A 22,657-nucleotide genomic window follows, 5' to 3' on the forward strand; every position below is an offset into this window, starting at 1 on the left:
CCGAGGAGGGTACACTGGTGACGCACTATCCCATGATGGTTAATCTACAAAACAAGCGTTGCCTGGTGGTTGGTGGCGGGCAGGTAGCCGAGCGCAAAATCGGCAGCCTGCTTGCCGCTGGTGCAGATGTCACCGTTGTGAGTCCCTCCTGTACGGCAATCATCCTTGAATGGGCGCACGCTAAGAAGCTGATGGTAGCACTTCGCCCCTTTTCCCCACAGGATGTAAGAGAGGCTGATCTTATCATCGCCGCGACGGGTGATCCCGCTGTCAATCTTGCCGTTTACGAAGCGTGCAGTCCGCATCAGTGGATCAATATCGTGGATCGCCCGGATCTCTGTTCTTTTACCGTTCCCTCTGTCGTTTCGCGCGGAGACTTGCAGATTGCCATATCAACGGGTGGAAACAATCCGGGTTTGGCGAAGAAAATGCGCCGCCAGCTCGAAGAATGGGTGGGACCGGAATACGAGGACTACACGCTTTTTCTCGGAAGAATGAGAAGACGAGTACTTTCGCTAGAAGTAAGTGAATCGGACAAAAGGTTGATCTTGGCGGAGCTTTTGGATGACCGCTTTTTGCACTGGACAAAAAGCGGCGAAGCCGAGCGAAGGGATCAGGAGGCAGAAGCGCTTCTGGCCAATACATTCGAGCAATACGAAAAGAAGGAAGGCTCTCACTAAGCTACTTGGTGAGAGCTTTTTTTAGCTCTTCTTCAACCACGTCATTTCCAAATGCCTCGCGACTTCCTGAAACCCGAGCTTGCGGTACATTTCCTGCGGCGTATCATCTGCGTACGTTGTTAAATACATATGGGTAGCGCCTCGTTTTTTCGCATCCTGCATCATGACCCGAATCAGTTCCGTGCCCAATCCCTTCCGCTGCCAAGCTTCGAGAATGAAGAATTCCTCCATGCGAACGAGCTCCTTGTGAAGATGCCATTCACATGCGCCGACCGGCTCTTGATCGACATAGCACACATACGGTATGATCTCACCTGTCGAATAAATCTCTCTTTTGCGGTTTGCTTTACGGACGGCAAAATCAGGGTTGATCATGACGGAATCACTGGCAATCAGGCAGTTTATGCCTGCTTCCATGACGTCAGTTGAATCCCCTCTTAAAACGGAGCATACTGGATTCTGCGCCATTTTATCGGCAACCTCCAGAGGAGCAAGCATGTACAGCATCGTGTTCACTTCAAACCCGAGTTGAGTCGCAAAAGATTTCAGCTCTTCTGAAAACGGAAGAGACGGATGCAGTTCCAGCTTCAAATGACCAAGCTGTTGCTCTTTGGCATGACGAAGCTCTTGTTCGATATAAGCTCGCACCCATTCTTGACTGGGAACGGACATAATTTCCGTATAATTATGGCTATACATGTCCGGGACCGATTCATCGCGGTATACGTGCACGTTAGGCTGCTCCGTTCGCGTAGAAAAAGCCAGGGCATAGCGCTCCTGCAAAGTTAAAATATTCGTGAGCATTCCTTTATTCCCCATTTCCTGATATGTTGATAGATGGTATGGATACTTGTCTTCCTATAGAGTAAGACATTTTCCTAAAGGAGGAAACGGAAATGTCAGATGCTTTTCAAATCGGCCCCTTTCTATTGAAAATGAGCATGCTGGCGGTCATTGTTTCGCTATCGCTTGGCTTTGTGGCTATTTCCGCTCAGCTTAAACATAACAGAGAAACGAGATCAGCCATTATTGAGCTGTTGAGTAATGCACTGGTGCTGGGATTTCTTGTTTGGAAGTTCAGCTACGTTCTGTTTCATTTTTCGAAAGTGGTGGAAAATCCCTCATCCATTCTGTATTTTTCCGGGGGAGAAAACGGTGCGATGCTGGCAGTAGTGGCCGTCGCCGTGTACCTCACCAAGACGGTACGCCAAAAAGCGATTCCTGTTCATTTCGTCGCTTTGGCAATGGCTACTGGCTTTCTCGCTGCGACAGGGGTTTATCATCTGCTTACGGTCGTATTGGAACAGAGCAGCATGTGGTATCACGTGCAGCAGGTTGTGATATGCGTCTTATTTCTTTGGTGGCTTGGCCGTGCAAAGGAACGACTCGTTCATCTGGCAGCATGGCTTCCGCTCGTGATGTGGTTTGCCATCAGCCAGGTTTATGTACAGTTTTTTGTTGCGACGCGGGAGATCGTGTTCGCAGGACTATCTGGAGAGCAGCTCATTTACTATGCATTCGCTCTCTTGCTGCTCTTTTTGTCCAGACGAGTGAATCCGATAGGAGGTACGACAGATGAAGCATCATAATGTGTTGGCGATCGTCGTACTCGTAGGGCTGTTGGGATGGGGCATTTTTGAAACACAATTCCTGAACACGCAGGAGCCAATCTCATCTGGCGAGCAGAGCAACGGACAGATCGGCATTGAGAAAGGAAATGTCGCTCCGGATTTTGAGCTGCAACAGCTAGGAGGCGGTACGGTAAAGCTGTCCGATTTGCGGGGGAAAAAAGTCATTCTGAACCTGTGGGCGACGTGGTGTCCTCCTTGCCGCGCAGAAATGCCGGACATGCAGCGCTACTATGAGGAGAACAAGGAGAGTGGCGTAGTCATTCTCGGGGTCAATTTGACTGATACGGAAACGAGCCCGGAGGCCGTGGAGGCTTTTGTGAAGTTGTACGGCATTACCTTCCCGATCTTGCTCGATCCTGATAAAGAAGTGGCGAATGTGTACAAAGCCATTTCGATTCCGACCAGCTATATCATTGATTCAAACGGTGTCGTCCAGAATAAATACATCGGTCCGATGAGTGAGGAACTGATGGAGAACATGCTGTCTGCGATAAAATAAAAAACCGACAGCAGGAAAAGTATGCTGTCGGTCGCAATAGCTACAGGCTTATCCGGTGCCAGTTTTGTTTTCTGGCTCGGTAACTGCTGTCTTTCGATCCAAACGAAATACCGCATTGAGCAGCTTGTAAATATGCTTGGATTCCTTAGTCAACAACGGACCTAAAATGGCGAGGATCAGAACATAAAGTGCAGCAAATGGTTGCAAAATTTCCATGAGTGCGCCCGCTTTTCCGAGATTAGCCATGATGATGGAGAACTCACCGCGAGATACGATGGTCAGTCCAATGTTGGTTGAAGCCTTAGGAGACAGTCCTGCACTGCGTCCAGCCAAAAGTCCGGCGACGACGTTACCGAAAAGCGTGATGGCAACTGCAGCAATGGACAACCATACGGCTCCACCCAGCTCCAATGGATCAATGGTCAAACCGAAGCTGAAGAAGAACATGGCTCCGAAGAAGTCACGAAACGGCAGGATGAGGTGCTCGATGCGCTTCATGTGTTGTGTTTCTGCCAAGACGAGACCTACGAGCAATGCTCCGATGGCTTCGGCAACATGGATCGTTTCGGAAAAACCCGCAATCAAAAACAGAGCGGCAAACACCGTAATCATAAACACTTCGTTTGATTTGATGTTCAATGCACGATTCAGGAAAGGTACAAGCTTGCGTCCTACGATAATGAGCAGGAGCATGTAGCCCAGTGCGATTAGTGCCGAGGAGAGTACGCCAGCAAGAGAGGTTGCACCGCTTAACACCAAGCCGGACACAATCGATATATAGACGGCCAAGAATATGTCTTCGAACATGATGATCCCCAGGATCATCTCTGTTTCGCGATTTGCTGTACGTTTGAGATCCACCAGTACTTTTGCCACAATGGCGCTGGAGGAAATAGTAGTAATACCGGCGATAATCAAAATTTCTTTGAGTGGAAAGCCAGCGACCCAACCAAATACAAGGCCGAGGGTAAAGTTAATGACGATGTAGATGGTACCGCCTACGGCAATCGATTTACCAGCTTTGATCAGGCGGCCAACTGAAAACTCCAGTCCGAGGTAAAACAACAGGAAGAGTACGCCAATTCGGCCCATGAATTCGATGAGCGGGGCGCTTTCAATAAAGCGAAGATCAAACAGTCCTAAGTCGGGAGCGTGTGGACCCACGATCATCCCGACCAGAATGTAGAAGGGTACAATGGAGAATTTTAACTTTATAGAGAGGAACCCCGCAAGTGCTATGAGTGCGAGGGCAAGACCGACTTCAAAAACAACGTGCTCCAATATCACTCACCTCCGTTGCTGAGAATAGTCTTGAGAGCCTTCACCTGCTTCCGTTCACCTGCAACGACCAACGTAGATCCTGTACAAAGGACATACTCGGGGCCGGGATTAATCGTTTGTTTATGGTCTTTCTCAATGACAGCGATGATCGTTGCGCCTGTTTCTTGACGAATGTTGAGTTCCCCAATCGTCTTGCCGATGGCAGGAGCGTTGGATTCAATCTTGTACCACTCAATCATGAGTTTGTCTAACGCAACCTCGACTGTTTCCAGCGCAGATGGTTTGTACGTCAAGCCGCCTACGATCGCAGCAATTTGTCTTGCCTCATCATCGTCAAGTGTAACCATGGAGATGGTTTCGTCCATGTCATCACGGTCAAAGTGATACATTTCCCGGCGGCCGTCATCGTGAATGACGATAACCAGCTTGTCGCCACTTCTGGTTTCGACCTGGTACTTCCTGCCGATTCCTGGTAAATCGGATTCTCTGATAGAGAACATGTAAGATCCTCCTTCGCGCAAAACACTGTATTTGCATAGATAGCTGCTCTTTTTTTCCAGAAATGAGCAACAAGTCGTCAATAATTATTTGGAATTATATCCATTCCGATGATATTTTAGTAAAGATGCCCCCTGTCTGCGGATTATTGTCGACATACATACCTATATCAATTATTATACACGAAATGACGTCATTTTTCTTCAAAATGAAACAATTTTATTTAAAAATGACACACTTATAAGCGGATAGGAATATTAACTTTCCTCTAAAACGAGGTCGCTCCTCTAGAAATTGGTCTCGATAGAGGTTATTTTAAGGATGATGAAACGTGGCGAACAAACAGTATCGATTAACGGAAGCAGAATGGGCCTTTATTCAAGACATGCGTTCCATGGATATGGATGAGCTATTGGATATCGTGATCGCATTGCGAAATGAGGTAAGGGAGCTGGAGAAAAAAGCGGAGCTGATCAGAGAGCGCGAGAAAGAGGGCTGGCAGGAGGAGTATCAGGCAGCACAGAAGCGAATTAATCACCTGCGCCAATTTGAGCAGGAGCTTCGCAAGACATGGCCCAATGACTAAAGCAAAAAGAGGTTCTCTCTCAACAAAGAGAACCTCTTCTTTACATGGTGAATGGACTAGGCCGTGATTGGCTTTGCTTCCGAATCATTATTCGGCTCGATGGCTGTTTCATCCGTCTGCTGAATGCCTCCCGGATGGAACTCGTTCTCATGCTTGGCGATGACGACAGCAGCTACGCCATTTCCGATCAGATTCGTAATGGCACGCGCTTCAGACATAAAACGGTCAACACCGAGGAGCAGTGCAATGCCTTCGACCGGGATGATGGGGAAGGCTGCCAAGGTAGCTGCGAGCGTAATGAACCCGGAACCCGTGACACCAGCTGCCCCTTTTGACGTAATCATCAGGATTCCTAAAAGAGTGAGCTGTTCCCAGAAGCTGAGCTCGATTCCATAAGCCTGGGCGATAAAGATCGCCGCCATGGATAAATAAATCGAGGTGCCGTCCAGGTTAAACGAGTAGCCTGTCGGAACGACCAGACCGACAACGGATTTGGAGCAGCCGTACTTCTCCAGCCGATCCATCATTCTAGGAAGGGCAGACTCCGAGGAGGATGTGCCGAGAACGAGCAGGATTTCCTCTCGAATATATCTGATGAACGAGAATATGCTGAATTTGTAGTAGCGAGCGATCCCGCCAAGTATGAGAATGATGAACAAAAACATGGTGACATAGACAGCGGTCATCAAGAGGCCGAGTCTGGTCAACGAGCCAATGCCGAACTTGCCGATTGTGTAGGCCATTGCACCAAACGCAGCGAAAGGCGAAACCTTCATGATCATATTCACGACACCGAAAAATCCGTGTGTCAGCTTGTCAAACAGCTTGATGACGGGCTGCGAGGCTGGACCCATGGCAGCGAGCGAGAGACCGAACAGGACAGCGAAGAACAGAATGGGCAGCAGCTCGCCTCTTGCCATCGCCCCGACTACGTTTTCCGGGATGATCCCCGTAATAAAATCGATAAAGCCGTTATTGCTCTGGGCGGCAGCCTCTGTGTACTTGGAGACATCACCACTGGTCAGCCCCGATTTGTCAAAGCCTACACCCGGCTTGATCAGGTTGACCACGATTAGTCCGATTGCCAATGCGATTGTTGTAACGATTTCGAAATAGAGCAGCGCTTTGCCGCCGATCTTTCCGACCTTTTTCATGTCCCCCATGCTGGCGATTCCATTCACGACAGTGAAGAAGACAATCGGTGGGATGACCATTTTGATCAATTTGACAAAAATATCGGCCAACACCTTTAGCTCTGCGCCAAATTTAGGGGCAAAATGACCAACAAGAATACCGAGAATGATGGCAATAACGACCTGTACAGTCAGGTTTTTAAAGTTGATCCTCATGGCATACACTCCTTCTCCCATTTTGTAAACGCTTTATTCATCTATTTCGCATTGTATAAATTGGGCGAATAATTGAAAATGATACGGTCATATTGGTTGTTTTGGTCCTTTTGGTCACAGAAATCCCCTCAAATTGGAAAGGAAAAAATCGATTGTTGACATACTCTCGACATGAACGGTAGGTAAAGTAGAAGATGTACATAGTGACACGAAAGAAATAGACAACCGGGAGAATGGAGGATTTTCAATGTTCAAGAAGCAATATCTGGCGATTGCCTCAGCGTTGGTTCTGACTACCACACTTATTCCAACAAGCTCTCAAGCAGCGACTGGAACTAAGAATCTGCAAGCTAAGTACAACAACATTAAAGTTATTTATAATGGCGCAGCTGTTCCAACTAATATCGAACCATTCATCGTAAACGGAACGACTTACATTCCACTTCGTATGATGGCAGACGTGTTCAGCAAGGACGTAGCATGGGATGGCACGAAGTACACCATCACGGTAAAAGATAAGCCTAACTCCCAGCATGCAAACGAGTTGGCTGCACGTGATGCTCAAATCAGAAGCTTGCAAGGAACAATTGACAGCCTGAACAAAGAGATCACTACTTTGAAAAACAGCAAGAGCAGCAAAGACGATGACGATGATATCCAAGATGACCTGGACGATCTGGAAGATCAACTCGATAAGGACTACGATGACTTCAAAGATATCGAGTGGAAGTTCACGCTGAGTGGCGACGAAGATGATATCGATGTAGAAATTCAGGTTGACCTGGATGATTTCCAAGACGAGTACGATGAGATGGATGATTCCGATTTCGAAGAACTCGTTGAAGATGTCGTAAAAGATATTTGGGAAGAGTTCGATGATGCTGACATCGATGGTGAAATCGTCGACGAGGATGACGACAACCTGCACGATTTCTCTGCTGACGCAAGCGATGAAGAAATCTTCTTTGAAGGTGACGAAATCTAATTAAATATCCCGCAAAGTGGGGACGTTTTTCACACAAAAAGCCTTGCTCCTTTTATAGGATGCAAGGCTTTTTTCCTATTTTCCAAAATCAGCAAAGGCATTTTTTTATTTGAAGCTGTAAACTGATAGAATAGGAGTACGTAGAGTATAGAGGGATCATGCGAGAATTCGCGAATAGGAATGATCATATGTCTGTGAATCGGGTAGGGAAGATATGAAAAGCATTTTGTTGGTAGAAGATGAACTGGTGATATCACGCGTGCTGAAGGCTTACTTGCAAAAGGCAGGGTATGAGGTCTGGCAAGCGAACGATGGAATTGAGGCGATCCAGCTTTTTGATGAGAAAAAGCCAGATCTCGTTCTGTTGGATGTCATGCTCCCTGAACGTAATGGCTGGGAGATTCTTCAGTACATTCGTGAGAAGAGCTCCTGTCCGGTCATCATCATGACAGCGCTCGGGCAGACAGATCAAAAGCTGAAAGGACTTAATCAAGGAGCAGATGACTACATAACGAAGCCTTTTGTCGCGGACGAAGTGGTCGCTCGCGTCAATGCGGTGCTGCGCCGTTCCGTTATCTTGGTGAAAGACCAGGAGACCCGACTATTCGGAAGCTTGAAAATAAACTTTCAGTCCCATCATGTGACGCTGCACGGTCTCGAACTGTCGTTTCACCCACGCGACTTGTCCTTGCTGCTTTTTTTGGCACAAAATCCGAATCAGACTTTTACACGCGAGCAATTGATTGAACAGGTATGGGGAATGGACTATGGGGGAAGTGACCGTGCCGTAGACCTGGCGATCAAGCGTGTCAGAAAGACGTTGGAGAATTGGCCAGTTCAGGAAGGCGAGATCAAGACACAAAGAGGGGTTGGGTATCAATTCTGTGTTTACAAAAAACAATGAGCCCGTATCGCTCCTCCGGTATTGGACGACACGCTATCTGCTCACTCTGGTTGTCGGGTTGTTGATCATTGGGGCTGTCTCTGCCTATTGGATCAAATACGCCGCCATCGAAAAGCAAATTGAAGTGACCCGGCTTTTTGCAGAAGAAGTGGCTGATCGGGTCGTCGATGATGACGGAAATATACTGGTTGGAGAGAAAATGCATCAAGTATTGGATAATCGACGCAAGTTCATGGGTGTCGATCGCAACTTGATCTTATTCATCAGAGACGCAGAGGGAGAGGTCGTTTACAAGCGGCCTGGCAGTCTGCCGCCTTCCTTGCAGCAAGCAGCACCGGGGTTGCTTAAGCAAGCAGATACAATGGACAAAGTGAAGCACCCGTCAGGTGAGACGTTGTATGTGGTTAGGAAATATTTGGAATACAATGGCAATGTCATTGGAAAAGTCATCCTGCTGTTCCCAGAGACGGATATCAAGGTAGGGAAGGAACAAATCCAGTATTTAGTCATCATGCTTGGTAGTTTGGGCGTGCTTGGCTGGGCGGTTATTTATTTTCATGCGCGACGGCTGTCTGAACCGATTCAAAATGTGGTGATGTCCGCGCGTCAGATCGTGGAAGGTAACTACGACGTCCTGATCTACAAAACGATCAAGGAAAAGGAAATTCATGAGCTGGTGTATACGTTCGCGGAAATGGCCGACCGTCTCCGGCAGCTAGAGAGCATGCGCACAGAGCTTTTGGCTGGTGTGACACACGAGCTGAAAACCCCCGTTACGTCTATTAGCGGATTAATCCAGGCGATTAACGACGAGGTGGTTTCTGGAGAAGAGCAGAAGGAGTTTCTGGAAATCTGCTTGAAGGAAACGAAGCGCCTGCAAAAAATGGTAGAGGATTTGCTAGACTTCAATTCATTTGCCGTAGGAGCCATTACCGTCTGTCAGGAAGAGCAAAATGTGAACAAGCTGATTCGGGAAATCGCCTCGCAATGGCGGATTGTCCATGATCTCGGTTCTGTTTCGTTTACGGTTGGCGTTCTGGAAAAGCAGACGACGATATTCGTCGATCCGGGTCGTGTCCAGCAAATCTTGATTAACCTATTGAACAACGCGAGACAGGCTGTGGGGGATGATGGGAAAATAGAGCTTTTCCTCTACGAAACAACTCATGATTTACGTATTGATGTCAAGGATAATGGACAAGGGATACCCGCGCAGGAGCAGTCTCTTGTGTTTGAGCGCTTTTTTCGGGGAAGCAATAAAAAAGACAAAGTACGTGGACTCGGCTTGGGGTTGTCCTATTCTCGTATGATGGCAAAAGCGCTTGGCGGAGATCTCGTCCTCAGAAAAAGCTCTCCTGAGGGATCAGTTTTTACGCTCATTTTGCCCATGCGCAAAGAGCAGAACGAGGAAATTGCTTGAGAGCTTCACCGGCGTTGGTGGAGCTCTCTGATTTTCTTCATGAGTGGTTCTCCGATACTCGGAGCGAATTGATCGTACACAGGCTGCAACGCAGCGATCCAAGCGGCACGTTCCTCTGGCGTCTGCATGTGGATGTGCATTCCTCCATTATCTTGCAGCAAGCGCAATTGCTTGTCATTCATCGAAACAGCCAGTTGATTATTGTAGGCAGTCGCTTCCTGCATGGCTTCCGTTATCGCCTGCTGAATATCGGCGGGGAGATTGTTCCAAAACGTTTTATTAATCACGACAGCATAGCCCAGGTAGCTGTGATTGCTGATCGTCATGTGCTTCTGTACTTGGTAGAGTCGTTTGGTGTACACATTGGAGATCGTATTTTCTTCGCCGTCTACTTTTCCGGTAGCGAGCATGCTGTATAATTCATTGAAGGAAGAGCCCACAGGGATCGCCTGGAGTGTGTGAAATTGAGCTTCGATCACGTTGCCTGGAATGATGCGCAGACGTTGACCGGCAAAATCGGAAGGCATGATCAAGGGGCGATTGGCTGTCACTTGCTTGAAGCCGCTTGCCCAGAAGGCTAACCCTTTCATATCAGAATCTTCTAGCTTATCGAATAGCATCTGACCGATTTCGCCATTGAAAACCGTTTCTACGTCCTCCTGAGACCGAAACAAATAGGGCAGATCAAGGACAGCCCACTCGGGGATGGTGTTAGACAGATAGGAGAATGCAGGTGCGATCATCTGAATCTCGCCGTTTTGCAAGGCGGTCATCTCGGTTTTCTCGGTGTGAAGGATGCTGTTGGGAAAGACCTGTACCTCTACGCGTCCTTGTGTCTTTTCCTTTACGAGCTGCGAGAAACGCTCGATGGTCAGACCCTTTGGCGTGTTTTCCGCGATCACGTGGCTGAACTTGATGATCATTCGATTGGATAGCCCTGCTTGTTCTTCGTCGTGTCCTCTGTTTTCCTTCAGAAGATCTGGTCCGAAGCCAATCATGACAGCGCTCACAAGTCCGAGCAGGACAATCAATGTACTGGTTACCAACGATTTCATTTTCAACACCTTCTTACCTTGAATTGATTTGCAATCCCACGAGAAAGGAAAGAGCGGACCTGTTCAAACGCCTAACGATCAAATGGAAGATTATGCTGCTCTCCGTCGGAATCGTTCTTTTTTCCTTAATCATCGGAAATTTGATCATGGCTGGAGGGATTATCCGGATAACGGAAGCCCAATTGGGACAGCGGCTCATGACGACAGCTCGTACGGTTGCGACGATTCCGAGTGTACAAAAAAGTATTCAGGAACCAGACGGGTGGAAGGTCATCCATCCGACAGCACGCAATCTGCGCGTCGTCAACGATGTGACGTATATCGTCGTGCTGAATATGGAGCGTGTCCGCTACGCAGACCCGCTAGATGAGCGGATCGGTACGGTGTTTATGGACCCTGCGGTTGATGAGGCTTATGCCGAGCACTCCTATTTTCAAAAGGTAATAGGAGAGATGGGGCCGGCTCTGCGCGCCTACGTGCCGATCATGGATGACCAGCATCAGCAGGTGGGTGTCGTACTGGTCGGACGTGTGATGCCTGATGTTTGGGGGATCTTGTACAGTGAGCGAAAGAATATCGCGCTGACGTTTTTCTTCTCCCTATTGTTCGGAGTGTGGGGCTCTTATCAGCTGGCTCGCCATATGAAAAAGCAAATGCTTGATTTGGAGCCGGACGAAATCTCGCGAATATTGGTAGAGCGAACAGCGACCTTCCATGCCATGCATGAGGGCGTCATCTCGATTGACAATCGGGAGCGAATCACGATTTTTAACGATCGGGCGAAGCAAATTTTTGGCATCGAAGGAGAAGTGCTGGGCAAGTACATCCGATCTGTCCTGCACGACACCAGATTACCAGAAGTGCTGGAGCTTCGCCAGAATTTTACCAACACAGAAATTCATGTTGGCAATACGCTGCTCTGGTCCAACCGTTTTCTGATCAAGGTCGAAGAAAAGGTCGTAGGCGCGATCGCGATTTTTCAGGACAGAACCGAAGTGGCGAGAATGGCGGAGGAGCTGACGGGGGTAAAAGAATTCGTCGGTGCGCTGCGGGTACAAAATCATGAGCACATGAATCATTTGCATACCATCGCAGGCTTGCTCCAGCTCCAGCAGCATGAAAAGGCGCTCACCTATTTGTTCGAAGTCAACGAGCAGCAGGAGGAGCTCACCTCCTTTTTGACGACACGCATCATGGATGAGAACCTGTCAGGGCTGTTGATCGGCAAAGTAAGTCGAGGGAGAGAGCTGGGCATTCGCGTCGTCATTGATCGCATGAGTCATTTGGAGAGGTTTCCACCTTACATGGATCATCATAATTTCGTGCTCATTTTGGGGAACTTGATCGAAAATGCCTTTGATTCACTGGAGCGAATCGAACGTGAGGATAAAGAAATCATGATCAGTATCGAACAAGACGAAGATATCTGCTCCATCCTGGTGGAGGACAACGGAATCGGGATGGACGAAGAAATACGCCAGCACATGCTCGAACGGGGATTCTCGACGAAAGAACGTGTGCACCGTGGACTTGGTCTGCATCTGGTGCATCAATTGGTCAATAAAGGGAGAGGCGAGCTGGTTTGTCATTCAGAACGCGGGCAAGGGGCCAGCTTTCTGATTACATTTCCGATGGGGGAGGTGGAGAGTCATGGAGAAGGAAATCATTCGCGTACTGATCATGGAAGACGATCCGATGGTGCAGGAGATCAACAAGCAGTTCGTTGAGCGCGTCCCGGGCTTTGTCGTCGTAGGAATTGCGGCCAATGGAGCGGACGGACTCAAGCTGGCGAATGAGCTCGCTCCTGATTTGATCATCATTGATATTTTCATGCCGATCCAGGACGGGGTGAAGGCGCTGATGGAGCTGCGCGCTGCCAAACAAGCTGTTGATGTTATCGTCGTGACGGCTGCAAAGGACAAGACCACGATCCAATCGATGCTGCGCAATGGTGCGATGGACTATATTATCAAGCCGTTTCAGTTCGAACGGATCAGGAAGTCCCTGGAAAACTATCGGGAGTTTCGCCAGCGGATTGATTGCGAAGGCACCGCCTCTCAGGATGAGGTTGATCAGCTGTTATTCCGCAGAAGCGCCGAACCGACCCCGGAAAAGGAGCAGCCCGATGCCAATCAAGGCAGGGCAGTGCTGCCAAAAGGACTGCACGCTGTCACCATGGAGCAAATCATTCGTCAAATCGAGAAGGAGAGTCAGCCTCTATCGGCTGATGATGTAGCAGAACGTGTAGGAATCGCGAGAGTGACCGCCAGACGGTATTTGGACTATCTGGAGAAATGCGGGAGTGTCAGGATGGATGTCAGCTATGGCGGAGTAGGCAGGCCGACGAATCGCTATGTGCGTGTCACTCCACAAGATACGGGAGGCACGGGAGGTAGAGAGCGCCATGCTCGATTATGAAGCGTTGTTAGGCTCGCTGTTTGATATCGTGCACGTGACAGACGCAGAGGGCAGAACCTTGTATTGCTCGGGACGCTACGAGGAATTTTTCGGAATTGATCCGGTGGAGATGATGGGCAAGCCAATCGAGGAGTTTTATCATCTCGGTTATTTTGCGCCGACGATCACGATGCGGGTCATTCGTGACAAGAAAAAGGTGCACACGATTCAAACCACCCGAAAAAATCGCAAGCTGTTTGTGGAAGGTACGCCGATTTGGGATCAGGACGGGAATTTTAGCGGAGTGGTCAATACCTCGATTGATATTACCAGCCAGGAGCAGCTACAGCAGGAGCTAAATGAGGTCAAGTACGTCGGCACGATCTTGCAGAGCGAGATGACCAAGGAGAACAGCAGACAAAAAGGAGGGACCTGCTTGATCTACCGCAGTCAGTCTATGGAGCAGGTCGCCATGATGGCCAAAAAGCTGTCGCAGGTAGAATCATCCATGATCCTGCTGGGAGAATCAGGTGTCGGAAAAGGCGTGCTGGCAAAATACATTCATGAATGCAGCCCGCGGGTCGACAAGCCGTTCGTGCACATCAACTGTGGAGCCATTCCCGAGACCTTGCTGGAGTCAGAGCTGTTTGGTTACGAAAAGGGTGCTTTTACAGGAGCGGACAAGGATGGCAAGGCCGGTTTGATTGAAAAAGCAAATGGTGGCACGCTGTTTTTGGACGAGATCGGGGAAATGTCTCTTTCCTTGCAAGTGAAGCTGTTGAATGTGCTGCAAGAAAAAACGATTACGCCTGTAGGCAGCTCTGTTTCGCGAAAGGTAGATGTAAAGCTGATCACAGCCACGAATAAAAACCTGCGGCAAATGGTCAAGGAAGGTAGGTTTCGCGAGGATTTGTACTATCGCATTCACGTCGTCCCATTGGAGATTCCGCCGCTGCGCGAACGGCAGGAAGAGATTCCTGTACTTGTTCATTACTTTCTCAATGTCTTTTCGCAAAAGTATTGTCTGGAAAGAGAGCTCTCCGATGCCTGCTACCGCATCCTCAGCGAGTACGATTGGCCGGGTAATGTGCGGGAGCTGGAAAATGTGGTAGAGCGGCTCGTCGTCACATCCCATGATGTTCTCATTACACCTGCGCAAATCCCGCGCTATATTTATAACCAGGAGAATAGCGAGCACAAAGGGATCAAGGTGGATCGGGTGATGGCGATGCAGGAGGCAATGGACGAGGTGGAGCGCCAGCTCGTGCACAGGGCCTATGAACAGCATAAAACGACGACAAAGGTAGCGGAAGCGCTCGGAATCAGCCAGCCGTCCGCGAGTCGCAAGCTGCGAAAATGGCTATGCACCATTTGACGCAGATGTACGATAATGGGGAGAGAAACCGTAGGAGGCGACTGGACAGATGAACAAAGGGAAAGCATTGCGAGCTGGAGATACAATCGGAGTAGTGGCAACCTCTAGTCCTGCTACAGAAGAAGTGCTGAACAAGGCAATTGCTGAGCTGCAGGGATTGGGATACAAGGTGAAAATCTCGGATACGTGCCGACAATCGTACGGCGGGTATTTGGCGGGAACCCCGGAGCAACGGGCTGCTGAGCTGAATGCGATGTTCGTCGACGAGGAAGTGGACGGGATTATGTGCATGCGAGGCGGGTACGGCGCACCACAAATTTTGTCTCAGCTCGACTACGATCTTATCGCACAAAACCCGAAGCTGTTTATCGGCTATAGCGACATCACGGCGCTGCATACCGTTTTCGGACAGCGTGCGAATCTGGCTACTCTTCACGGCCCGATGGCAACCTCAGACATCGCCCATGGACTGGATGACTGGTCCAAGCAATATTTGCTGCGCGCCATGACTCGCCCGGAGCCTCTGGGAGCGATCATTAATCCGCCAGGGGAAGAAATCGTATGTCTCGTCGAAGGCCAGGCATCTGGTCCGGTAGTCGGCGGGAATCTCGCTCTTGTCTCCGCCTTGATGGGGACGCCCTACCAGTTGGATACGAGAGGCAAGCTGTTGTTTCTGGAGGACATTGACGAAGAGCCGTACCGGATTGATCGCATGCTGACACAGCTTGCCCTAGGTGGCTTGTTTGATGATTGTGAGGGCGTCGTCATAGGGACATGGACCGACTGTGAGCCGAAAAAGCGCGAGGGCTTCTCTGTCTGGGATGTGTTTCAAAATATCGTCGTACCGTACGGAAAGCCGACCATCTGGAACATACAGATCGGGCATGGCGCGTGCAACATCGCTCTCCCGATGGGCGTAGAGGCCAGTCTCGATGCGTCAAACGGTGAACTGGTTATCGAAGAAAGTGTAACCATATAGAGAATGTGATTTATTTCAAGAAGGCTTCCCCAACCATTGCAGTGGTTGGTGGGAGCCTTTTTGCTGGACGAAGAAAAGCTGTCGAATTTCTTGACAGCCTTCAGGTGGGGGGAGAGAATTTCCTAATTCTTCTTTTCTTTGTCGTTACTAATCCTTCAACTCGGTAATCACTTGTGAAGCACGTTTTTCATCCGGGGTAGGGAACATTTGATATTGATGCTGAAGCTCGATTTCCTTCTCATTCAAGTCACTTGAAGCTTTTTGCTCAGCTTGACCCCTTTGTTTATCGCTATTTTCCACGACCAGTCACCTCCCTCAAAGGAGTAGGGTATACAACAAGCCCCTGCTTTATTCCAAAAAGAGGAAAAAACTGGTTCTCCTTTTGGTTTTTGATAACAAGTCTTGGCGCACCGACTCCGGGGATGAACGCTTACTTCTTGTCATCACTGACATGACTTTGCCTGTCATATGACATTTTGGCACTGGCACATGTGACACGCAGCGGATTACGGTAAGGGCAGACCGTCATCAGGGTGTCGGAAAAGGGAGAGATAGAGAGAGGTGCTCAGATGAAAAGTGACTTCATCCGTAACGTTCAAAATGTTATCTTTTTGCTGTATACATTTGTCTCGGGTGTGTTTTATTTTTGTTTTTACCTGGTCAGTATCGTGCTTGGTTTGGCATTGTCATTTACCTTGGTAGGAATCCCATTGCTCACCAATGTGTTGCGTTCAACCCAAATCTTTGTCCAGCATGAACGGATTCAGACGAAGATTTATACCGATATTTCGATAGAACCGTTGGCAACGAGAAAAAGAACAGAGGGAACTCAATGGGTGCAGGCAAAAGCGGAATTAATAAATGGAAGAAATTGGATATCGGTTTATTGGCTGATGCAAAAATTTGTCCTAGGATGCATTTGCCTGGTGATCGGAGTGCTCATTTACGTTGGACCGATTTTGATTGCGTTCTTACCGTTGCTCTATCCTTATATCGAGCTACATTTTTTCGGGATCTTGGTGGATTCAGACTTGAAGGCATTGCAAGTTATGAGCTTGGGATTCATACTCATGATCGGGTGCTTCAAGCTCGGGAATGGACTGGTACAGTTAATTGGTGGGTACACGCGCTTGATGTTCAAAGCAATTAGGGGATGATAAATTGTTAGATATTGTAAAACGATGGGCCTGGTACGACTGGGTGATGCTCATTTTACGTCTGCTCAGTTGCATTTCAATTACCTTTACGACGATACAATTGGCGGATTATCTCACGCTGCCCTTATCGATTTTAATTTTATGGCAAGTTATTACTTTTTCTGTCCCATGGATTTGTTTAATGCTGAGCTATCGTTACTACTTGATTGCAGAAATGCTCTTATTCGGCGGATTATCTCTTTATCTTGCGTCATTATTTCCGGAGGCGTACCTTACTTTTATGACGCCTGCTTTTTTGATTGCTGCCAATAGTGCAGAGAAAGCGTATCGCTGGACAGCTCCTATTACAATTGTGGGATTTCCACTACTGATGATGCTTTCTTCGCAGGGAATTGAAGAGATTAAGATTTTTCCTGAAGTCGCCCTAGCTTATGTGATAGGGTTTGCCTTTCACTTGCTCATCGTCAATCATCGGCAAAATGAAATGATTCGCAAGCAAAATAGCGTGCTAGAGCAGTATCTGACCCAAATAGAGAGAGTGACGCTGCTAGAGGAGCGAGACCGGCTTTCCAAGGATCTGCATGATACGCTAGGTCATTCCTATGTCTCGCTCATCATGGGGATGGAAACCTTGCGTCATGATGTGGTGTCGCGGGAAGGGACGGAAAAGCTCGATGCCCTCTTACAGCTTGCACGAAATGGCATGAAGGAAGTGAGGGGGTATTTGCACCAGATGGGGTCACCGCAAGAGACGCTTCCCTTGGTTCATACGCTGAGGCATCTTGCGGAGGAGTTTCAGACACATGCAAAGGTGAATGTACGGTTTCGTGAGATTGGAGAAGAGTATCCTGTTGGCAAGCAGGTGAAAATGACCTTGTTTCGCTGTTTGCAGGAGTCTTTAACTAATGCGGTACGCCATGGACAGGCTACGGACATTGTCGTTTCTCTGCATTTTGAGCCGCAACAGACGAGGCTGGAGGTACAGGATAACGGTCACGGGGTGGAAAATTGGAAGGATGGCTTCGGGATCACGACGATGAAAGAGCGGGCAGCCCATTTGCAAGGAAGAGTATCCGTATACTCAGAGCGGGGAGAAGGAACGCTCATTACTTGTTTCGTGCCGAGGCTGGTAGAGAGCACCGACGAAATCATTCGTTTGTTTATCGTAGATGATCATTCGTTTATTCGGGAAAGCTTGCGTTCCATAATCGAGGGACAGCGGGATCTGCGAGTAGTCGGAATGGCCGAGGATGGGGCGCAGGCTGTGGAGCTGTGCGAGGAGCTGGAACCAGACCTGGTGCTGATGGACTTGGAGATGCCCAATATGGACGGGATCATGGCAACAAAACGAATCAAGGAAAAATGGCCCGGTATTCGTGTCCTTGTCTTGTCAACGTTTCAGGATACGGAAAAAGCCAAGGAGATCATGCGCAGTGGTGCCGACGGCTATGTCTTGAAATCGATTGAATCACGTGAGCTTGCGGAAACGATTCGCCTCGTCCATCGCGGAGGTACGATGATTGCACATGACTTGTTTCATAAAATGCTGGATGCTCAGTCCGTAAACGAACAGGAAGATTTGCGCGATGCACGGAAAATAAGCGGCAAAGACGAGAGCTATTATGATTTAACGAAGCGGGAGCGAGAGATTTTGCAGATGCTATCCCAAGGCATGCGCTATAAAACGATCGCGGCCAAGCTGTATTTATCAGACGGAACAGTGCGTAACTATGCGTCTGCGCTGTATGACAAGCTCGGTGTACGGAATCGGGATGAAGCGGTACAAAAAGGGCAAATGGAAGGACTTCTGTAAACGCATGAGAGCCAGGGAGAGAGAACCTGGCTTTTTGCTTTGCTCAAGTAAGAAATCAAGTGTAATCCATTCACGTAACGCTCATAACTAGTTTATTGTAAATATTTCTTGTTCTGTTAATATAAAGTTTAGTCCAGATTATGGTATCTAGAAGAAGACAGAGCAAGGAGTTTTCGACAATGAAACGATTCATGGCAGCAGTGCTAAGCGTTATGCTAATCCTGACGGCCCAACCTCATATGATTCAAGCCAAAGGGAACGATACAACAACCGTATACGAACAGCAATATACACGTATCGGAGAGGATTACCACATCTTAAACGATAATGTGCTACTGTCAAAAAAAGATGGAACCGTATGGACTTGGTACATCCATGGCTATCCACTCAGTTCTTCCGATCCATTCTACAAAGCCAAGCTGGCGCAAATTCCGGGTTTGCAGAATGTGAAGGAGATGACGATCAAAAGGAAGGTAGCTACCGGCAATCATATTAGTAACTACGCTGCGCTAAAAAAAGACGGAACCGTCTGGTATTGGGACGCAGAGCCCGTCACGACTCTCGCAACGAGTCCGGATACTGTTCCGAGACAGATCAAAGACTTGAACAATGTAACATCACTTGTCACCCATTATAGCGGTTCCTACAAGGTCTTGTTCGTATTGAAATCAGATGGTTCTGTTTGGAGCTTGGGAAGTGAGGTAGGCACGTCTAAGGGTGTCTCACCCGTTCCAGTCCGAACAAAGCTGCTAGATAATGTCGTATCCATAGGAATGGGTAGAGGCGTTGGTTTCGCTGTGAAAAGAGACGGTTCGGTATGGAGATGGAATGCAAATATGTATCTGCCGAAGAACCGCTCTAAAAAAAGCCCTGAGCAGATGAAGGGATTTGAAGCGATCGTTAAAATCGAGCCAGGCATGTCTACCAGCTATGCATACAAGAAGGATGGCACTGTCTTGTCTTGGTCAACAACTGACGCGAAAAAGTATCCCTTATATTTACATGCAGCAAAGGATGCGCGAACGATGGTTCATTTCAACAACATTCGAGATCGGAATATCGACGAAGCGTATGCCTTCCGAGAGGACGATCAGCTGTGGTCAGTGGAAAACGATAAAGTTTTCCCAGAGCTTACGGACATTGCTTCGATACACCATCGAGATTTTTTTTCAAAAGAAAGATATTACTATGTATTAAAAGAGGATCAGACTCTGTGGGCTTGGGAAGATTCGATATCCATGCCAAAGCTGGTTGTTTTCACGGAAGAAACGGCAGCTCATAATCGACCAGGGAAAACAGACAAACCAACTGTAGATCGCCCTGTGTCAGCGAACAAGCCAACAGGCACTGGCACTGGCTCTAGCTCTGGAACTAAAGCCAAGCCTGTGATACGAACTTCACCGCAAATCAGTCTCTATCCATATATCACGATGCTGCAACCTGGCGCCAAACAGTCCATTGCGGTCAATCATTTACTTCCTGGGACGAAAATGACTTATACCATTGACGATCCGAGCATAGCTACTTTATCGAATGTGAATGGCACACAGGTCGTAAAAGCAAACAAACCCGGGCAGACCATTGTGCGGGCAACGGCAAGCAGAGCGGGTTATCCCGACTCGACCGCATACTTTTTGCTCTATGTGGTAGACAGCAGCATATTGTCTGAGACATTTTACACTGCGGTCCAATCGGTTCCTGTCGCTGATAGACAGCTTCCGTTTGTTGTGGAGGGATTGACTCAAGCAGGAGAGCTTGTAATTACAGCCGCAAGTAGTGAAGAGCCAGAGCTTGTAAATGGCGAACTCGTCATCACCCCTGAGCTGATGAACCGTGTTGCCGACAATGCGCGAAAAGCGAAGACAACGGTGCAGCAGACACTATCAGAAAACAGTATTGGTCTTGCCAGAGAGTTAGTCGTAAATGGGGAAATTTTGTTTTTGCCAGATCAAAAAGGTTTTACAGTCAAGCTGCATAAAGATAGCTTAACTGGTCGCAAGGATATCGACTATCTTACCGTTCATGCGGGGGATGCGAAAATCATGCTGAATCTTTCGACCGTAAACCACCTGTTCGATTCGCTCCCGGTTATCGTGATTCGCCTGTTCGAAAACAATAACGGCGGATATCACGTGCAATTTTTGGATGAACAAGGGCAGGAGCTGTCGCGCGTATCAAGTAACGTCCGGCTCATTCTGCCTGCCAATCAGGCGGACGCGACACATCAGAGCGTGTTCTATTCGAATGGGAAAATATCGCAGCCTATCGGAGGAAAGTTCAATCCGTACAATAACGGCATGGAATCGGAGATCAATCGTTCTGGAACATATTTCTTGGGCGATAATACAAAATCGTTCCCTGATGTTGACAATCAGGATCCTGAGTTAAAGCAAGCCGTACAATTTCTGGGATCGAAAGGAATCGTAACCGGGAACGACAATGGCAACTTTGAGCCTGATTCACCGCTCACCCGTGCAGAGTTCACGGCCATGCTGGTAAGAGCTTTTTACGCTTTGGATGAAACGGCGACGGAGAGCTTTTCAGATGTGAATTCACCGCAATGGCATGTTCCATTTATCGCTTCATCTGAGAAAAAGGACATCGTCAAAGGTTATCCGGACGGCACGTTTAGGCCAGATCATACGATATCCCGGGAAGAAATGGCTGCCATTGGCGCAAGAGCATTACACGAGAAGAAAAATTATTTCTACCCTTCCAATACGAATGACTACTTGGGTCAATTCACAGACCAGCATACGATATCCGATTGGGCGAAACCAACAATGGCTTTGGCTGTGAAACAGCGGTTGATCGATGTTCCCGCTAATAAACAGATTAGAGCTCGCGAGGCTGTCACTCGCGGGGAAGCTGCCCGAATGCTATATCGACTATATTTGCAGCTTTGATACCTGACAATAATTTGCTAGAGGCTTATTCCAACTTGAATGATGAGGAGGAATGAGCCTTTTCTTTAAGGAGAACGGAAATGCCCCCAAACCTAACCGAAAAACAAGCACTACTCATTGCCCAAAATTACAAAGATCAATACGAGTTCTACGGACAATTAACGGGTGCAGTCAGGTTTTACGAAAACTTCTCGAAGAATGTACAAGGCTGTACGGCTGGTCAGTTCGGGCCTTAGAATAAGAGGAGAAATAAGACATGGAGAATACAAATCCTAAATATGTTACGAGGAGTGCTATTGAAGGTCTCGTAAAAAAAATCAAATTACCGGCGCCTAATGAATTTTCGCAAGATTGGGAGTATGAAGTGTCCGATTCCTCAAGAGTAGCTGAATTCTTAGTCGCATATGAAAGCATAGAACTAGATACGGAGGAAAAGTTTGCTTTCATGATCGTTATTATTTCTTCATACGATGATGCGATAGGAGAAAGAAAGGATGAGGAGAGTTGGGCTAGTTCCATCAGGTATCATCTCCTTCAAGACATTCGGATACATAAAAATACAATTAATTATTGGGCGATGTTGGATGAGAATGATTTGGATAATTGCTTTTCTGTAACGCCTTTTATAAGAGAGATCCTTAAAGATGCTAAACTAGGTGGTGAATTGCATTGTTTGAGGGTGAACGACTGATGCTAGCAAATGAAACGCCAATTATCCAAGACTACTTTTCTTTTTTAAAAGGTGAACTCATTGAGGTATTGAAACATTTATCAAGTGGTGACCCTTGGCAGGATCATATGATGGGATATGAACTTCCTGATCATTCCGACGGGGATGATTCTTTGCAGGATGGGATCATTATCTTTTTACGAACATATGAGTATATGGAAATCCATATGGATAGTTCTAAATTTTATAGCTGCTTGGTGGAGATTTGTAATGAATACCTTATCGAGAATTCTCAAAACAAAGAAATCGTACATTCATTAATGATAAAGGTCAAAGAAGTGCTATAAGGATGATATTGCGATAGTAAGATTACCGATTTGACAGCTATTTTCAAATAGTTGTATAGTAAACTTTCAATTAGAACCCGCACATACATAAACAATTCTATCCAAACTCCACGAGGAGGAATGAC

At 47.8% G+C, this 22,657-nt stretch carries 23 protein-coding genes; 17 read left to right on the plus strand and 6 right to left on the minus strand.

Annotation, left to right across the window (positions count from 1 at the left end):
- Window positions 1-17 precede the first annotated feature (17 nt).
- A complete protein-coding gene (locus AB1L17_RS21320) occupies window positions 18-680 on the plus strand; it encodes a precorrin-2 dehydrogenase/sirohydrochlorin ferrochelatase family protein (protein ID WP_412847133.1) in 663 nt (220 codons plus the stop codon).
- Between the two features lie 21 nt (window positions 681-701).
- Here AB1L17_RS21320 and AB1L17_RS21325 read toward each other — a convergent pair whose 3' ends face one another.
- On the minus strand, window positions 702-1,484 hold the full coding sequence (locus AB1L17_RS21325) for a GNAT family N-acetyltransferase (protein ID WP_412847132.1): 783 nt from the start codon (window positions 1,482-1,484) through the stop codon (window positions 702-704).
- 92 nt (window positions 1,485-1,576) lie between these two features.
- Here AB1L17_RS21325 and AB1L17_RS21330 point away from each other — a divergent pair, with 92 nt between their 5' ends.
- Together AB1L17_RS21330 and AB1L17_RS21335 are read left to right on the plus strand one after the other, a co-directional pair.
- Complete coding sequence (locus AB1L17_RS21330) at window positions 1,577-2,269, plus strand: hypothetical protein (RefSeq protein WP_412847131.1); 693 nt, start codon at window positions 1,577-1,579, stop codon at window positions 2,267-2,269.
- Window positions 2,256-2,810 (plus strand): peroxiredoxin family protein, encoded by a 555-nt coding sequence (locus tag AB1L17_RS21335; RefSeq protein ID WP_412847130.1) that lies wholly within the window; start codon window positions 2,256-2,258, stop codon window positions 2,808-2,810. The genes AB1L17_RS21330 and AB1L17_RS21335 overlap by 14 nt, the downstream gene beginning before the upstream one ends.
- 48 nt (window positions 2,811-2,858) lie before the next feature.
- On the opposite strand, the gene AB1L17_RS21340 is transcribed toward AB1L17_RS21335, so the two are convergent.
- The gene (locus AB1L17_RS21340) at window positions 2,859-4,091 is read right to left on the minus strand and encodes a cation:proton antiporter (RefSeq protein WP_412847128.1); all 1,233 of its coding nucleotides are present in this window, start codon (window positions 4,089-4,091) and stop codon (window positions 2,859-2,861) included.
- 2 nt (window positions 4,092-4,093) lie between these two features.
- Entirely contained in the window at window positions 4,094-4,591 is a 498-nt protein-coding gene (locus AB1L17_RS21345) for a cation:proton antiporter regulatory subunit (RefSeq protein WP_069846275.1), read from the minus strand.
- Window positions 4,592-4,920: 329 nt separating this feature from the next.
- Here AB1L17_RS21345 and AB1L17_RS21350 point away from each other — a divergent pair, with 329 nt between their 5' ends.
- On the plus strand, window positions 4,921-5,175 hold the full coding sequence (locus AB1L17_RS21350) for a hypothetical protein (RefSeq protein WP_412847127.1): 255 nt from the start codon (window positions 4,921-4,923) through the stop codon (window positions 5,173-5,175).
- Window positions 5,176-5,231: 56 nt separating this feature from the next.
- Here the strand turns inward: AB1L17_RS21350 and AB1L17_RS21355 are convergent, their stop codons facing one another.
- Window positions 5,232-6,524, minus strand: a complete 1,293-nt coding sequence (locus AB1L17_RS21355) for a dicarboxylate/amino acid:cation symporter (protein ID WP_412847126.1) — start codon at window positions 6,522-6,524, stop codon at window positions 5,232-5,234.
- 247 nt (window positions 6,525-6,771) lie between these two features.
- Between AB1L17_RS21355 and AB1L17_RS21360 the strand changes: the two genes are divergently transcribed.
- The 3 genes from AB1L17_RS21360 to AB1L17_RS21370 all read left to right on the plus strand — a co-directional run bounded on the left by AB1L17_RS21360 (window position 6,772) and on the right by AB1L17_RS21370 (window position 9,833).
- Entirely contained in the window at window positions 6,772-7,509 is a 738-nt protein-coding gene (locus AB1L17_RS21360) for a stalk domain-containing protein (protein ID WP_412847125.1), read from the plus strand.
- 214 nt (window positions 7,510-7,723) lie between these two features.
- Window positions 7,724-8,413: a response regulator transcription factor gene (locus AB1L17_RS21365; protein ID WP_412847124.1), complete on the plus strand. Its 690-nt coding sequence runs from the start codon at window positions 7,724-7,726 to the stop codon at window positions 8,411-8,413.
- Window positions 8,379-9,833: a HAMP domain-containing sensor histidine kinase gene (locus AB1L17_RS21370; RefSeq protein WP_412847123.1), complete on the plus strand. Its 1,455-nt coding sequence runs from the start codon at window positions 8,379-8,381 to the stop codon at window positions 9,831-9,833. The genes AB1L17_RS21365 and AB1L17_RS21370 overlap by 35 nt, the downstream gene beginning before the upstream one ends.
- A 5-nt stretch (window positions 9,834-9,838) precedes the next feature.
- Here AB1L17_RS21370 and AB1L17_RS21375 read toward each other — a convergent pair whose 3' ends face one another.
- Window positions 9,839-10,888 carry a DctP family TRAP transporter solute-binding subunit gene (locus tag AB1L17_RS21375; protein ID WP_412847122.1) on the minus strand — a complete coding sequence of 350 codons (1,050 nt, stop codon included), beginning with the start codon at window positions 10,886-10,888 and terminating at the stop codon, window positions 9,839-9,841.
- 92 nt (window positions 10,889-10,980) lie between these two features.
- Here AB1L17_RS21375 and AB1L17_RS21380 point away from each other — a divergent pair, with 92 nt between their 5' ends.
- The 4 genes from AB1L17_RS21380 to AB1L17_RS21395 are packed head-to-tail and all read left to right on the plus strand — an operon-like array spanning window position 10,981 to window position 15,639.
- Window positions 10,981-12,615 (plus strand): ATP-binding protein, encoded by a 1,635-nt coding sequence (locus AB1L17_RS21380; protein WP_412847183.1) that lies wholly within the window; start codon window positions 10,981-10,983, stop codon window positions 12,613-12,615.
- Window positions 12,539-13,306 carry a response regulator gene (locus AB1L17_RS21385; RefSeq protein ID WP_412847121.1) on the plus strand — a complete coding sequence of 256 codons (768 nt, stop codon included), beginning with the start codon at window positions 12,539-12,541 and terminating at the stop codon, window positions 13,304-13,306. The genes AB1L17_RS21380 and AB1L17_RS21385 overlap by 77 nt, the downstream gene beginning before the upstream one ends.
- Window positions 13,293-14,660, plus strand: coding sequence for a sigma-54 interaction domain-containing protein (locus AB1L17_RS21390; RefSeq protein WP_412847120.1), 1,368 nt, complete (start codon window positions 13,293-13,295; stop codon window positions 14,658-14,660). Before AB1L17_RS21385 ends, AB1L17_RS21390 begins: the two co-directional genes overlap by 14 nt.
- Before the next feature lie 49 nt (window positions 14,661-14,709).
- Window positions 14,710-15,639, plus strand: coding sequence for a S66 peptidase family protein (locus AB1L17_RS21395; protein ID WP_412847119.1), 930 nt, complete (start codon window positions 14,710-14,712; stop codon window positions 15,637-15,639).
- A 147-nt stretch (window positions 15,640-15,786) separates the two neighbouring features.
- Here AB1L17_RS21395 and AB1L17_RS21400 read toward each other — a convergent pair whose 3' ends face one another.
- Complete coding sequence (locus AB1L17_RS21400) at window positions 15,787-15,939, minus strand: hypothetical protein (protein ID WP_412847118.1); 153 nt, start codon at window positions 15,937-15,939, stop codon at window positions 15,787-15,789.
- 269 nt (window positions 15,940-16,208) lie between these two features.
- On the opposite strand from AB1L17_RS21400, the gene AB1L17_RS21405 reads away from it, so the two are divergent.
- From AB1L17_RS21405 to cdiI, 6 genes are all read left to right on the plus strand, one after another.
- Entirely contained in the window at window positions 16,209-16,796 is a 588-nt protein-coding gene (locus AB1L17_RS21405) for a sensor domain-containing protein (protein ID WP_412847117.1), read from the plus strand.
- A 4-nt stretch (window positions 16,797-16,800) separates the two neighbouring features.
- Window positions 16,801-18,609, plus strand: coding sequence for a response regulator (locus AB1L17_RS21410; RefSeq protein WP_412847115.1), 1,809 nt, complete (start codon window positions 16,801-16,803; stop codon window positions 18,607-18,609).
- Window positions 18,610-18,788: 179 nt separating this feature from the next.
- The gene (locus tag AB1L17_RS21415) at window positions 18,789-21,515 is read left to right on the plus strand and encodes an S-layer homology domain-containing protein (protein WP_412847113.1); all 2,727 of its coding nucleotides are present in this window, start codon (window positions 18,789-18,791) and stop codon (window positions 21,513-21,515) included.
- An 80-nt stretch (window positions 21,516-21,595) separates the two neighbouring features.
- Window positions 21,596-21,751: a hypothetical protein gene (locus AB1L17_RS21420; protein ID WP_412847112.1), complete on the plus strand. Its 156-nt coding sequence runs from the start codon at window positions 21,596-21,598 to the stop codon at window positions 21,749-21,751.
- A 20-nt stretch (window positions 21,752-21,771) separates the two neighbouring features.
- Window positions 21,772-22,206, plus strand: coding sequence for a hypothetical protein (locus tag AB1L17_RS21425; RefSeq protein WP_412847111.1), 435 nt, complete (start codon window positions 21,772-21,774; stop codon window positions 22,204-22,206).
- On the plus strand, window positions 22,206-22,532 hold the full coding sequence (gene cdiI / locus AB1L17_RS21430) for a ribonuclease toxin immunity protein CdiI (RefSeq protein ID WP_412847110.1): 327 nt from the start codon (window positions 22,206-22,208) through the stop codon (window positions 22,530-22,532). The genes AB1L17_RS21425 and cdiI overlap by 1 nt, the downstream gene beginning before the upstream one ends.
- Window positions 22,533-22,657: the final 125 nt, after the last annotated feature.

The sequence above is a fragment of the Brevibacillus jepli genome (assembly GCF_047229145.1).
Classification (GTDB): Bacteria; Bacillota; Bacilli; order Brevibacillales; family Brevibacillaceae; genus Brevibacillus.